10 protein-coding genes and 1 pseudogene are annotated in these 14415 nt (G+C 63.0%); 2 read left to right on the forward strand and 9 right to left on the reverse strand.

What is annotated here, in order from left to right; all coding sequences use genetic code 11:
- Positions 1-184: 184 nt before the first annotated feature.
- The 7 genes and pseudogenes from BLU02_RS17500 to BLU02_RS16450 form a co-directional block, all read right to left on the reverse strand.
- The gene (locus BLU02_RS17500; protein ID WP_157547072.1) at positions 185-673 is read right to left on the reverse strand and encodes a hypothetical protein; all 489 of its coding nucleotides are present in this window, start codon (positions 671-673) and stop codon (positions 185-187) included.
- A gap of 126 nt (positions 674-799) precedes the next feature.
- Positions 800-985, reverse strand: a complete 186-nt coding sequence (locus BLU02_RS16425) for a hypothetical protein (protein ID WP_060921612.1) — start codon at positions 983-985, stop codon at positions 800-802.
- A 195-nt stretch (positions 986-1180) separates the two neighbouring features.
- On the reverse strand, positions 1181-2032 hold the full coding sequence (locus tag BLU02_RS16430) for a metallophosphoesterase family protein (RefSeq protein WP_231919603.1): 852 nt from the start codon (positions 2030-2032) through the stop codon (positions 1181-1183).
- Between the two features lie 273 nt (positions 2033-2305).
- Complete coding sequence (locus BLU02_RS16435) at positions 2306-5392, reverse strand: type I restriction endonuclease subunit R (RefSeq protein ID WP_060921611.1); 3087 nt, start codon at positions 5390-5392, stop codon at positions 2306-2308.
- 56 nt (positions 5393-5448) lie between these two features.
- Positions 5449-6711: a restriction endonuclease subunit S gene (locus tag BLU02_RS16440; RefSeq protein ID WP_082749984.1), complete on the reverse strand. Its 1263-nt coding sequence runs from the start codon at positions 6709-6711 to the stop codon at positions 5449-5451.
- Positions 6712-6744: 33 nt separating this feature from the next.
- Positions 6745-8697 carry a type I restriction-modification system subunit M gene (locus BLU02_RS16445; protein WP_060921609.1) on the reverse strand — a complete coding sequence of 651 codons (1953 nt, stop codon included), beginning with the start codon at positions 8695-8697 and terminating at the stop codon, positions 6745-6747.
- A 304-nt stretch (positions 8698-9001) separates the two neighbouring features.
- A pseudogene (locus tag BLU02_RS16450) lies at positions 9002-9277 on the reverse strand (IS3 family transposase); the annotation flags it as partial.
- 929 nt (positions 9278-10206) lie between these two features.
- Between BLU02_RS16450 and BLU02_RS16455 the strand changes: the two are divergent.
- Positions 10207-11396 (forward strand): IS3 family transposase gene (locus tag BLU02_RS16455; protein ID WP_157547066.1). Its coding sequence is split into 2 segments (ribosomal slippage): positions 10207-10485 and positions 10488-11396, totalling 1188 coding nucleotides; the frame shifts between segments, so codons are not numbered across the junction.
- A 251-nt stretch (positions 11397-11647) separates the two neighbouring features.
- Here BLU02_RS16455 and BLU02_RS16460 read toward each other — a convergent pair.
- Entirely contained in the window at positions 11648-12019 is a 372-nt protein-coding gene (locus BLU02_RS16460; protein ID WP_060922218.1) for a MerR family transcriptional regulator, read from the reverse strand.
- A gap of 227 nt (positions 12020-12246) precedes the next feature.
- Here BLU02_RS16460 and BLU02_RS16465 point away from each other — a divergent pair, with 227 nt between their 5' ends.
- Positions 12247-13710 (forward strand): SulP family inorganic anion transporter, encoded by a 1464-nt coding sequence (locus tag BLU02_RS16465; RefSeq protein ID WP_082750054.1) that lies wholly within the window; start codon positions 12247-12249, stop codon positions 13708-13710.
- A gap of 295 nt (positions 13711-14005) precedes the next feature.
- Here the strand turns inward: BLU02_RS16465 and BLU02_RS16470 are convergent, their stop codons facing one another.
- Complete coding sequence (locus BLU02_RS16470; RefSeq protein WP_060922220.1) at positions 14006-14413, reverse strand: arsenate reductase ArsC; 408 nt, start codon at positions 14411-14413, stop codon at positions 14006-14008.
- Positions 14414-14415: the final 2 nt, after the last annotated feature.

The following is a 14415-nucleotide window of genomic DNA, read 5'->3' on the forward strand; positions in this document are numbered from 1 at the left end:
TTCTCCCAAACGGCTGTTGCATGGGAAGGTGACGACCGTGCTCGTGAGGTTGGGGGGGGCTCGGGCATGGCCTCGTCGAGCATCCGCAGCGCGCGCTCGCGCATCTCGGGAGATTACCTCTGATTCATCGTGTTCCACCCTTCGTTGAGGACGGAACCGAAGTCAGGCCGATTCACCCGGCTCGTCATTCCTCGTCGATGTATGGGCGCGCGACGAGTGCTGGATAGTCAAGGTCGGGGTCACGCAGCGCGCGAATCAGCTGGTGGAGCATTGATACAGCTCGCTCCTGTCCTACAGTCGTTGCATCCTTCAGTCGTGCGATCAGTAGCACGCGTGATGTTGAGCGTGTGGTCCCCACGTAGGGGAGGCTCGGGTCGGTGTACTCGGTCGGATCCTTCCACCAGATCAGCGCACCAAGCCCGGTCCAGGCGTTGAATGAGAAACCGTGGACTCCGGGGAGAGGTTGCCCGTCACGAAGTGCGTTGGCGGCACCGCCGGCATATCGCGTTACCGTCGGGGTTGCGTCTGGATCGTGGATGTCGGCGATGTACACCGCGCCGGATCGGGTCAGCATGATGTAGACCCCTGGTGTGGAGCGATCCGACACGTTGGTCTTCAGCTCGAGGGCGGAGCTCAGCGCCGCGAGGAGTTCTCGCGGGTCTCGTTCTGACATACGCGTTCCTTCTCTCTCGAGCGCATCGGCTGCTCGTCAATGTCGATCCGTCTGGTCGTACCGAGCATCGGGCGCCCACTTGACTGCGGTCGAAGGCTTGGAACCTCCTCAGGAAGGAGCGCCGCATCAAGCATCTGGCCGCTCTAGTTCAAGCGCGTCGAGAATTCGCTCCAGGACGAGACGGAGTTCGTCATACGCGTGCGAGTAAAAGAGCGCGCTCATCTGTGGCCACGGCACATCGTCGAGCTCCTCCATCAGCCGACGGGCCTCGGTCGCGATCTCAGCAAGCGATGACTGTCCTTCAGACTCCACGGTTGCTCCGTCCGACGATGCGAGGTGATTGTCCTAACCGAATTGCTCGAAGTGCTCGGATTGCAGCCAGTCCGGCATCGTTGCCCTCCGTCCTACCGATGTTGAGCAGCAGTCGCCCACTCCCCCGGCTGGGATGCGACGGATCTGGTGGCCGGTGCGATGCGCACGACGACGGTCCGCGGCGGGCGAGACAGATCATCCCCAACCCAGGTGACGAGTGTGGTCTCCGCGTGCGCTGGCGTCTCGGATTTCGCGGAGGCTGGGCGTTTCGATGGTGAGCGTCGCGAGGTCAAGGAATGCCAGGTGTCCCCGCTGCTCGTCCTGCCCGAGGCTGATCACGCGGCGGCCGTCGGTCGTTGTTCCGCCGCCGGGGACGTGCATGTGCCCATGGAGAAGAAGATCGGGTCGGACAGCGTCCCACACTCGAGTGATTCGAGCACGGGACGCTGCTGACTCGACAAGAGCCTCGGCGGGGAAACCGAACGGGTTGGTGCGCAGGAGCTCTCTCACTGCGCGCACAGGAGTAGCCGCCGGGGTTTCGTGCGCGATCATGACGTCCGCTGGGCCGCCAGCCAACGCGGATTCGACATGCCTCTCCGTGATTGCCTCGTCTGGCCACCACTCCGTGCCCGCTTTGCGCCACGCTCTGTCCACCGACGTGGCCCCGCCCATGGACAGAATCTGTCGTCCACCGATGAGGAGCCGGTAGGGCCGAGGCAGAAGCCACGTGCGCTCGGAGACCCGAACCGCCTCACCAGGGTAGGCGTCTAAGACCGGGTTGATGTGTGGCCATGGTTCGTGATTGCCGAGCGTGACGAGCACCCGCTCGATTCCAGCGTCCTTGAAGACCCGGTCGCTGAATCCGAGATCCATCCACCAGTCACCAACCTGCAGGATGGTCGTGATGTCCGGTGACATATTCCGGATGGCAGGTGCAAGCGACCGCAACCAGCAAGTGTTCCCGTGCCAGTCTCCACAGACGGCTACACGCGCGTCCGGGAGGTCGATCATCGGCGTGTGCTCGACCGCTCGCATCGAACCGTCCATCTGTTCCCCCCTCCACGCTGAGGTGTTGGCCGCTGCTACATGGTCAACCATGCCGCTCGGCGTGGTCCCTCGAGGGGTCAGGGTCGCATCAAGTGCGAACGCGGCAGTGCGGCCGAGCAATCGCCGACAATCGCAACTGCGACCCGCTCGCGGTTGATGCGACCCTCCCTCCGCCGGGCTCGCCGACCTTGAAGGGTTCGATTGAACCGCGGGGGTGCGATGGAGGTGTAGGTAGCGAGCGCTGAGTCGGGCTGACCGCCCTAGAGACGGCCACTACCCGGCGGCTGCGGCGCGTTCCGCCTCGTCGCGGGTCTTTTCGTACAGGCCCATCGCGACAAGCACATTGACGATGGATCTGAAGTCGCTCTTTTGCAGCAGCGCCTTCATCGCGTTGCTGTGGCCGGCGGCAGATGCGTACATCACGTCTTCGAGTTCGGCGACGATGGTCGGCGAGGTCTCGAAGTCGATGGGGGTGTTCGCCATTGCTTCCGCTTGGATCTTCGGGTTGTCGACGACGTGGCGGAGGATCGTCTCGGCCGCGCTGACCCCGTTGACTTCATCTACGTCGGTGCCGGCGAACAGGGTGTTGATCTTGTCGATGACGTCTTGCAACAACCCGTACTTCGCTTCGCGCGGTTGTGCGGAGCCGGCCGCGGTGATTCCTGACAGCTCGCCCGCCGACCCTGATGTGAGACCCAGGTTCTGGGCATCGAGTCGCCGCAGCCGGTAGTGCGTGAGGACGATCTCGTCGGTGTTGACCGCAGCGGGGTCTGCATCGTGGCGTTCGATGACCCGGCGGTAGACGCGCAGGAAGATCGCCCACTTCTCGATGTCGGTGTCACCGTAGTCCATGATCTGCGACAGGAAGTCGTAGGCGCGGACGAACGCGAACACCGTCCCCCGGAACTCCTCCAGACGCGCCTTGTCGAGGTCATCGGACGCATCGACGGCGGCATTCCATCTGTCCCAGAACACGTCGCGCGACGCCTTGATGTGCGAGTACAGCGCGTTATGGCGAGTCTTGGTGAGCCAGGCGTTCACGACAGCATCGACATCGTGCGGGTCGATGATGTTCATGCTGCGCAGCTTGCCGAGCATGTCGTGGATGATGTTCGGGTCCGACGGCTCGGTCAGCTCGGCCTCTTCGTAGTACACCTGGAAGGCAGCAAGGATCTCGGCGGGGTCGTTGACGAAGTCGATGACGTACGTGTTCTCCTTGCCCGGAATCACACGGTTCAGCCGCGAAAGTGTCTGCACCGCGGTGATGCCAGACAGCTTCTTGTCGACATACATTCCGACGAGCAGAGGCTGGTCGAACCCAGTCTGGAACTTGTTCGCGACAATCATCACCTGGAACTCGTCGCCACCGAACGCCGCCTCCAGCGACCGGCCCTTGAGACCCGGGTTGAGGGATGCTTCAGTGAATTCGTCTGGCCCTGAGGCCTCGTCCACCACCGAGCCGGAGAACGCGACGAGCGCTCCGAGCTGTCCATCGAGCTTGTGCTCCTTCAGGTATGCGTCGATGGCGAGCTTGTAGCGCACCGCCTCTTTCCGCGACCCGGTGACCACCATCGCTTTCGCCCGCCCGCCGAGCTCGCTTCGCACGTTCGTGCGGAAGTGTTCGACGATGACCGCAACCTTCTGCGCGATGTTCGTCGGATGCAGCCGCACCCAACGCATGACCTCACTTCCGGCCTTCGCGGTGTCGACCTCGACATCCACGCCGGTCGCCGAGTCCTTGTGCGCGAGTGTGAAGGCGAGGTCGTAGGGCAGGTAGTTCTTCAGCACATCGAGGATGAACCCCTCCTCGATGGCCTGCTTCATCGAGTACAGATCGAAAGCCTGCTTCACGCCGGCTTCGTCTGCCCGACCGAACAGCTCGACAGTCTTTCCTTTCGGCGTCGCCGTGAACGCGAGGAACGAGATCCTTCCGATCCCGACCTTTCGCGCCATGACATCGGCGAGCACGTCTTCAGCGTCGACGGTGTCATCGCCTGAATCCAGCGCCCCGGCGGTGAGGACCTGCTTCAGGGACGCGGCGGCCTCGCCGCTCTGCGACGAATGCGCCTCATCGGCGATGACCGCGTAGTTGCGACCGGCGAGCCCGGTGTTCTTTTCGATGGTGTCGAGCGCGTGGGGGAAGGTCTGCAGGGTCACGCCGATGATCTGCTTACCCGCCAGCAGGGCCTCAGCGAGCTGCTTCGACTTGGAGGCGTCACCACCCCGTGTGATGGGTTCGAACACGCCTGCTGTCGTCTCGAGCTGCTCCACCGCGCGCTGCAGCTGCCCATCCAGCACCTGCCGGTCGGAGACGACGATGACCCCGTCAAACACCTTGTGTCCGCCGGCGTCATGCAACTGCGCCATCCGATGCGCGGCCCACGCGATTGAGTCTGTCTTGCCCGACCCCGCCGAATGCTGAATCAGGTAGTTATGGCCGGGCCCCTCCGCGAGCACGGCTCGCTCGAGCTTCGACACTGCACGCCACTGGTGGTACCGCGGGAAGCGGAGCGCCTTGTCGTATGTCTTCTTCCCGTCGATGGGGTCGGTCTTCTCCGTGAACCGGTAGTGCAGGAACCGTCCGATGAGGTCGAGCCACGTGCCCCGCTCGAGGATCTCTTCCCAGAAGTACGCGGTCGGGCTCGTACCCGGCAGTGCCGCGTTGCCCGCTCCGTTGTTCTTCCCTCGGTTGAACGGCAAGAATCGCGTGTTCGGACCGTCCAGCTTCGTCGTCATGTGCACTTCTTCGTTCGTCACGACGAAATGTACGAGCGCGCCGCGGCCGAAGGTGAGCAGTGGCTCTCCCTCAGGCTTGCGGTCCTGGGCGTACTGCTTCAGCCCCGCGGCGAGATTCTGCGTGAGGTCGGTCTTCAGCTCGATAGTCGATACCGGGATGCCGTTGACGAAGAGAACCAGGTCGATCCGGTTTGCGTGTTTCGTAGAGTAAGTCACCTGGCGCATCACCCGGAGGCGATTGGCCGCGAACCGCTCCACGGTTGTCGTATTCAGTGACGTTGCCGGACGCGCCTGGAACAACGAAAACTTCGCGTTCAACACACCCACCGACGACTTCAGCACATTGAGCGTGCCACCGCCATTCATCGTGTCGTTGCCCTGCGCCGCCGCGATACGGTCAAGGATCTGCTTACGCCCCAAGTCCCTCGACGTCTCGGATGCGCCTGGTTTCACCAACTTTTCAAGCTGCTCCGGCTGCGTCGTTTCAAGCCACGCGAACACATCCGCCGGGAACAATGCCCGCCCACGGTCGTACCCGTCGGCGTTGGCTGAATACTCCCACCCGTGAGCAGCCAAGTGCTCACACAGCTCGGTTTCGAATGCGTCCTCATGCTGAATCGCCACACCTTCACTCTGGCAGTGCACGGGGAGGATTGTCGAAGACGTCGCCGTGATGCGCGCTATACGAGACCGCGCGCGTCGATCTTGCCGGTGACCGCCGCGGAGATGAGCGCCGCCCGCCGTTCCTTCGAGAGCGCGATAGCTTCGCTCGCGTCGGCGATGGTCGCATCGAGCTCGGCTGTCTCGTGGTCGAGGTAATCCGCGATTCTATGTTGGTAATCGCTTGGCGGGATGGGGATCCGCAAGACGCCCATCCGGTCATTGTTTATGATCGGCAGCGTGTTTCCCACCGATAGTCGAACGATCTCGGTACGCGCCGCGACCATAGTGTAATAGATGAATCGAGGGTTGTCAGTCCGAGGAATTACCGCGGTTATCTGCTGGTTGCTGTACCCCTCGCTCCCAATCGCTCCCGCTTTGCCGAGAGTGGCTCCAATAGTGCAAATGAGGGTTGAGCTCGCAGGGAAAGATCGCAGCTCTTTTTCCCCCACAGTAGAGATAGATCGAGACGCTACCGAATTTCGGCCGGAAACATCCAGATCCTCCGGGCGAAACCACGGGAGACCCGAAACTTCACTGAAGTCATTTGCGGCTTTTGGTGTTCCCCCTGTGACTAACCGAGCCCGCCACTTCAATGGAGCAACTGCCCAGTCCTGCGGAACGTCGCCGAGCCACTCAACTCCGCTGTCGTTCATGGGGGCGTCGGGGTCGACGCCCTTGGTCACAGCGTGAGTGATGGTCGCGGCGCGTCGCTCGGTGAGGAGCGCGATGAGCTCTTCTTGGTCCGCGATGAACGCGTCGATCTCCGCCGTCTCCCGAATCAGGTAACTTACGATCTCGCGCTGTTCTGAAACGGGGACAAGTGGAATCTCGACAGATCCAAGCGCCATCGACGACAACTCCAAGAACGTCGTCCCCTGACCGCGGCGGCTAAGTTCACTCTTTGCGGCCTGCATCACAAGCAGCAAGAAATGCGGGTCAACTGCGAGCGTGGGAATGAGTGCCTTGCATCCCTGATTGAAAGCTACCGGCGACCCGGACAAGACCGAATATCCGATGGGAGCGCGAGTTGACAAGATCACCGATCCCACCGGAACAAGGGATGAGCCGGATGCCAGCCCCTGTGCCGTGATAGTTCGAAGCGTGGAGTGAAGCACGCTCCCGTCGGCCGTGTTCAGGTCCACTGGCGTCGCCCAGGGAATCTCGCCGCCCCAGTTCAAAGCGTCCGGAGGCGGGGTGCCTCCGTTCACAACTGCCGACACTCGACGAATCTGGGCGTGGCCCCCAGTGGGCTGGAAGCTCGCCCAACCACTCGACGCCACTCGGTCTGTACTCCGAGTAAGGCGCTTGTCCAGTCACGCTCTTACCGCCTCGAGCCTCGAGCGGATGCGCCCCAGGACGGCTTCGAGGTCGGCGTCAATCTCAGCCAGGGAGCGCGGGGGTACGTACTGATAAAAGTGGCGTGTGAAGGGGATCTCGCATCCATCCTTCGTCTTCGCTTCGTCGATCCAGGCATCCGGCGCGAAGGGTGTCACCTCACGCGCGAAGTACGTGTGGATGTCTTCGTTCCAGGGCACGTTCTCGGTATCGCGGAGGGTGGGGTCGGGTTCAGGCCGCTTCTTCGCGTCGAGCACTATGGGCGCGTTCTCATCGCGCTCCGAGAGCCCTGAGATGAGGGCCTTGAGCTGCGGTGCGGTGAGCGTAAGGCCGGCATCCGCGAGGCGGGTCGTGACGTGCTTGCGGAATGAGGCAAGGTCATAGGTAGGCACTTCGATGTCTGGCGTTCGCTCGATGACCTTGCCGAGCGGAGCGAGGTCGAGCTTGGCGAGTGTCTTCGCCTCACGGGCCACGGCGAGCCGGTCTGGTGTGAGCGCCCAGTTTAGCCGGAGTGGGCGCTCGACAGTGATGGTGCGGTAGAAGAAGTCTTCGTTGGCGAAGGTCTTCGAGCGCAGCTCATCTCGCTCGCCTTCGTAGAGCTTCACGAGCGTGGCGATGTCGTCGGGGCCGAGCTCGTTGCGCTTCGAGCCGAGGCCCTTGCGCATCTTGCGGTACAGCTTGGTGCCGTCGATGAGTTGCACCCGGCCCGTGCGCTCGGCGCTCTTCTTGGTCGAGAGCACCCAGATGTAGGTGGCGATGCCGGTGTTGTAGAACATGTCGGTCGGCAGCGCGATGATCGCTTCGAGCAGATCGCGCTCGAGCACCCACTTGCGGATGTTCGATTCTCCCGACCCTGCCCCGCCCGTGAACAGCGGGCTGCCGTTGAGAACGATGGCGGCACGTCCACCCCCATCTGCGGCTGAGCGCATCTTGGAGATGAGGTGCATGAGGAACAGCATGGATCCGTCCGAGACACGCGGCAGGCCTGGTCCGAATCGGCCCGCGTAGCCGCGCTGGGTGTGCTCTTCGGTGATGGCCTTCTGCTGCTTCTTCCAGTCGACACCGAACGGCGGATTGGAGAGGCCGTAGCTGAACGTGGCGCCGGCGTGGCCGTCGTTGAGGAGGGTGTCACCGAAGAAGATTGCGTCTACCGATTGGCCCTTCACCGTCATGTCGGCCTTGCAGATCGCGTACGACTGGGGGTTGATCTCCTGCCCGGCGAGCGTCAGCGTCGCGGTCGGGTTGGCGCTGCGGATGTGATCCTCGGCGACCGACAGCATGCCGCCGGTTCCAGCGGTCGGGTCGTAGACAGAGCGGACAACGTTCTTCTTCGCGAGTGTGTCGGATTCGGGTGCGAGCAGGATGTCGACCATCAGCTCGATGACGTCGCGCGGAGTGAAGTGCTCACCGGCGGTCTCGTTAGAGGCTTCCGCGAACTTGCGGATCAACTCCTCGAAGATGTGCCCCATCTCTTCGTTCGGCACCGCCGCCGGCGACAGATCGACTGCTGCGAAGCGCTGCACTACATGGAAGAGCAGGTCATGCTCGTCGAGCTCGGCGATGCGGTCCGAGATCTTGTATTTGTCGAAGATGTCCTTGACGTTCTCCGAGAATCCGGTGACGTAGTCGGAGAGGTTCGCCGCCAGGTTCTCGGAGTCACCCAACGCGGTCTTCAGATCGAACTTCGACTCGTTCCAGAACGAGTACTCGTGGCCAGCCGTGTTGCGCAGTAACGATGCGCGCACGGGGATGCCGTCCGCTGCCGCCTGCTCGACCGCCGCGAAGACGGCCTGCTTCGTCGGTGCAAGCACGGCATCCAATCGCCGCAGCACGGTGAACGGCAGGATGATGTCGCCGTACTGATGGGCCTTGAAGCTCCCGCGGAGGAGGTCCGCAATCGACCAGATGAACGTGGCGTGGTTGTTGCTCAAGACTTCTAGACTCCTCGGTTGCCGTCAGGGAGATCCTATTCGGCGGAGGGACATTGCCCAGAAGAAGTCGGTGACTGTTCGCTCTGGACTCGGTCAGGGGTTGTCCGAATGAAGCGCCCTGGGTCTGATGGAGACTCGCGCTATTTGATTCCGACCAGCAGATCGGGTGGTTGGCTGCAACGTTCGCCGTAGCGAATCGACGTGAATTGAGATGCCGCGTCGCCATGACACCTCAGGTCATTGAGTCGGGCACCGCGGAGCCAGCGGGCCATCCCAATCGCGTCGAGGTGGTCTTCACTCGCTTCGTGTCGCAGTCTGCAGATGAGCTCGACCCCGAGCGGACGGCCGTCGACCCGGTCGTCCTTATTCGCTTCGATGACGCGCGACTCCTCCGGGAGCGGCGGTCGAGCTCCAGCCCGAAGAAAGACGCTGCCCGTTTCAACACCTCGTTGGCCCGCCGCAACTCTCGAGTCTCCTGCCCAAGTTCCTTCCCCCGCGGCGCTTCTGCTGAGTTCACGCCCGGAGTGACGCCGTCTTCGATGTTGGCCTGCTTCACCCACATCCGCACGGACTTGACCCCCTAGCCTGGCCCTCTCCTTGTCTGAGTAACGACGCGTTGTCGACGTCCATTTGCCAGTTCCTTCGGCATAACTCCATCCTCGCTCCCAAGGTCAGGAGCCTCCAGCACCCCCAGGGCGCTTCAATGGCCCCAACGCCGTGGGACATGGATTCCGATTTGTGTCACAACCGCCACGAAGCCGCAACCCGCTCCGCGTCGCGAAGAACACAGTCAATGCATCCCGCACGGAGCACATCGATGTTGCGCCCAAAGCGACGCCCGGGGGTTGCGGTGTTCAGCCACTGTGCCCAGGTCCACGTCGAGCGTGTACCAGTATTCAGGACACGGAGAACGTCTGCGAGACCCTCGAGGACCCGGCCATGCTGCAGCTGAAACTGTGGGTACAGCCGGCGGCCGTCGCTCGTCGTCAACGCGAGCACGCGGAGTGATTCCGTAGCCTCCGCGACTTTGGCCTCATCCCACCCCAGAGCGAGTGCCAATCCCTCGGCCGTATAGCAGTCGCCGATAATCTCTGCCCAGACGCTCGCGCTCTCTGCATCACTCACAGGTGGCCCCTATGCCGTTGCTTGCTTGTACGTGCGCGCGCGGGATTGCTACCACTAGCCCGCAGCCAATGTCGCGAGCATCACGCTACTCGCGCCGGTCCCAGAAGGGCGCATCTGATGCGAGCAGAGATGGGATGCTCTACCAAACCCGCGCACCAGAAAGGTCGTCTATCAAAGTGCCTGCGGCGAGATGCATGGCGCTCCGCAGGAAAGTCGCGCTGACGCCTAGAACCTTGCACGAGTTCGTCTTGCGCGGCTCGCGAGAGCTGCGCTCGTTCGGTTCGTCCGAGGAATCCAGAGCCTAGTTCGCCTGCGCGTGGGTCTGCCCCGAGTTTGGTTGACATCTGATCTGTGAGGATTCGTCCTCGCTGGAAGGATGTTCCTGTGGCAAAGCCGTACCCCAAGGAGTTCCGCGACGATGTCGTGGCCGTGGCCCGCAAGGGCTTGGCGCCGTTGGCGCAGATCGCGAAGGACTTCGGTATCTCCGAAGGCTCCCTCGCCAACTGGATGAAGCAGGCCGATATCGAGGACGGCAAGCGGTCCGGGCTGACCGAGGACGAGCGCAAGCAGTTGCGTGATGCGAACCGGCGGATCCGGCTGCTGGAGCAGGAGAACGAGGTGCTGCGGCGGGCCGCGGCCTATCTGTCGCAGGCGAACCTGCCGGGAAAATAGTCTTCCCGCTCGTCCACGAGATGGCTGCGGCCGGCGCTCCTGTGAGGGCGCCGGTCGCGGTGGCGTTGCGGGTCCTCGGCCTATCCAGGCAGGGGTACTACCAGTGGCTCAAAGATCCGGTCTCGCAGCGGGACTGGGACGATGCGCACCTCATCGATGTGCTCTACGACCTGCATGCCGGTGACATCACCCTCGGGTACAGGTTCCTCACCGACGAGCTCGACACCGAGCACGGGATCGTCGCCAGCGAGAACCGTGTGCACCGGCTGTGTCGGATCGCGGGGATCCAGGCGTCGCACCACAAGAAGCGGAGCAAGCCCGGCAGCACCGGCCCGGCACCCCACGATGATCTCCTCGCGGTGGTCGATGAGCATGGTGTGGTGCGGCACGAGTTCGTCGCCGACGCGCCGAACAAGGTGTGGCTGTGGGACATCTCGGAGCACCCGACCCGGGAAGGCAAGCTCTACATCTGCGCGATCAAGGACGTCTGGTCGAATAAGATCGTCGGCTACTCCATCGATACCCGCATGAAGTCGTCCCTGGCACGGGCGGCGATGCGCAACGCGATCGCGTTGCGGTCCCCGCACGGCACGATCTGCCACTCCGACCGGGGCGGCCAGTTCCGCGCGAAACGCACCCAGCGGCTGTTGCGCAACAACGGCCTGGTCGGGTCCATGGGCCGGTCTTACGGGGCCGGAGACAACGCGAGCATGGAGAGCTTTTTCAGCCTGCTCCAGAAGAACGTCCTCAACACCAGACGCTGGGACACCCGCGAGGAACTCCGCCTCGCGATGGTCATCTGGATCGAGACGAAGTACAACCGTCGACGTCGTCAGCGCGGCCTCGGCAAACTCACCCCCATCGAGTTTGAGATGATCTACACGGACGCGAAAGCGGCCTGATCACCCCAAACCCCGACTGTCAACAAGACTCGGGGCAGACCCCGTCACCAAAGCAAGGTCACCAGCGCCTAGCGATTGCGCGTTCGGTAAGCGCGATGCTTCAAGGACAGGACCAACTCTTCCATCAGCCCTCAGACTTTCCACCCTCAGCGACGAACTCCTGGATGAGCTCATCGGGCTCGCCGGTAGAAGGAAATATTCGCGGCGGAACCACGCCTGTAGTTCCGGCGGCAGTGCTTGTTACATCGCCGTCAGATGTCTTCGAGTTGTGCCAGGAAGTCATCCGCCATCGCGACCTGGGTGGCGAGCTTCTTTCGCCGTGCATGGGCTTCGTCACGGATTTTGTCCAATTTCTGCACCGTCTCAGCGTCGGCTGCACCACCGCGGATTGCGTCGACCACGTCGAGTAGCGCTCGCATCTCTTCGAGCGTGTACCCGAGCGGCTTCATGCGTCGCACAATCATCAGACGGGCGACGTCTTGCTCGCTATAGAGCCGGAATCCGCCCTCGGTACGTGCCGAGGGTGCGACCAGGCCAATCTCCTCGTAGTGCCGGAGCGTCCGCAACGACAGGGAAGTCTGTTCGGCGACTTCGCCGATGCGGAGTGCTGTTTCGCCGGTCACGAGCCCTGCCTTTCCGATTCGCGCGCAAACCTCACGTTACGTTAGAGTCTGTGCGTGAGCGTGATCTCGCTCAGCCCCCTATTCTTCCGCGTCGAACTGATCGACGCCCGCGCGCCGGCGCGCGTCCCGTTCACGCTCGCGATTCGAGCATCCTAAGGAAGGTTCCTTTGACTGCCATCACTCCCACATCTGACATTCCGTCCCGTTACCGCATCGAGCCTACGGTCATGCAAGCTCTGCGCAGCCCGCGTCTGCTGACCCGGGAAGTCCTGGCCGGCCTGGTCGTCGCCCTGGCGCTCATCCCAGAGGCGATTGCGTTCTCGATCATCGCCGGTGTCGACCCCCGCGTCGGCCTGTTCTCCTCGTTCGTGATGGCCGTCGCCATCGCGTTCCTGGGTGGCCGTCCGGCGATGATCACCGCCGCCACGGGGGCTATCGCGCTCGTGATCGCGCCTGTGGCCCGGGAATATGGGATGGACTACTTCATCGCCACCGTCCTGCTGGGCGGAGCCATGCAGATCGTGCTCGCGGTGCTCGGCGTGGCGAAGTTGATGCGGTTCATCCCTCGGTCGGTGATGGTCGGCTTCGTGAACGCATTGGCGATTCTGATCTTCATCGCGCAACTGCCTCAGCTGTTCGATGTGCCGTGGCTGGTCTATCCGCTCGTCGCGGCCGGCCTGCTGGTCATGATCTTGATGCCGCGAATCACGAAGGTCATCCCGGCGCCACTGGTCGCAATCGTCCTGCTGACTGCGGCGGTGGTCGTCTTCGGCTGGGGTGTGCCGAATGTGGGCGACCAGGGCGAGCTGCCCAGAAGCCTGCCCGAGCTCTTCATCCCGAACGTTCCGCTCACGTTCGAGACCCTCGGGATCATCGCGCCGTACGCGCTGGCGATGGCGGTCGTCGGGTTGCTCGAGTCCCTCATGACGGCCAAGCTGGTCGACGACATCACTGACACGCACTCACGGAAGACTCGTGAAGCGCTCGGCCAGGGCGCGGCGAACATTCTGTCAGGCGCGTTCGGTGGCATGGGCGGTTGCGCGATGATCGGCCAAACGATGATCAACGTCAAAGCCTCCGGCGCCCGTACTCGCATCTCCACCTTCCTCGCCGGCAGCTTCCTCCTCGTCCTTGTCCTTGCGCTTGGCGACGTCGTCGCGGTGATCCCGATGGCCGCCCTGGTTGCCGTCATGTTCCTCGTCGCATTCGCCACCTTCGACTGGCACAGCATCCGGCCGGCGACCTTGAAGCGGATGCCCAAGAGCGAGACCGCAGTCATGCTCATCACTGTCATTGCAACCGTTCTCACCCACAACCTCGCCGTCGGCGTCATCCTCGGTGTCATCACCGCGATGGTGCTGTTCGCCCGCCGGGTCGCGCATTTCACCACGGTGACCCGCCACATCGCCGAGCATGGCGGCACCGCAACGGCGTACTACACGGTCGACGGAGAGCTGTTCTTCGCCTCGAGCAACGACCTCACCACACAGTTCGAGTACAGCCACGACCCCGAACGAATCGTCATCGACATGTCCCGCTCCCACATCTGGGACGCATCCACCGTCGCTGCCCTCGACGCCATCGTCACGAAGTACGAACACCACGGAAAACACGTCACCCTGCACGGGATGAACGACGCCACCACTTTGCTGCACGGACGTCTCACCGGTGGGCTGGGCGACAGCCACTAGGCCGCTTCACGAGCACTCGCGCCGACACAGGAGAAGAAGGAGATACCCATGGCAAGCGAACTGGTCGAGAAGACCGTCACCGTCACGGACCCACGCGACGGATCCCCACTAGCGATTACAGTCAATTTAGAGCTGTCAGCACCCGTCTGCGGTTGCGACTGCGCGCAGCGCCCGTCGCGCAGACCAATCGGATACGGCAGCAGCTACTAGACCTTGCTCGCGGGATGAGCGTGGGGACGAGTGGGAATCCCACGAGCGGAGGTAACACCTATCCCGGGCGGCCACCGCATCATCCTCAGACGAGTTCGCCAACGAGCTTCACAATGCGTGTGCGGATCTCGTCGCGGATCGGGCGGACCGCGTCGATGCCCTGCCCGGCCGGGTCGTCGAGCTTCCAGTCCTCGTAGCGCTTACCGGGGAAGAACGGGCAGGCGTCGCCGCAGCCCATGGTGATCACGACATCGGAGGCCTGCACGGCCTCGGTCGTGAGGACCTTGGGCTGCTCAGCGGTGATGTCGATCCCGAGTTCGCCCATCGCCTCGACGGCGGTGGGGTTGATCTGCTCGGCGGGCATCGACCCGGCCGAGCGCACCTCGATGCGGTCGCCTGCGATATCGCGAAGAAAGCCGGCGGCCATCTGGGAGCGTCCCGCGTTGTGGACGCAGACGAAGAGGACGGAGGGCTTGGCGGTGGCGTTGGTCATGG

This window comes from Microbacterium paraoxydans, from assembly GCF_900105335.1.
Taxonomy (GTDB): Bacteria; Actinomycetota; Actinomycetes; order Actinomycetales; family Microbacteriaceae; genus Microbacterium; species Microbacterium paraoxydans.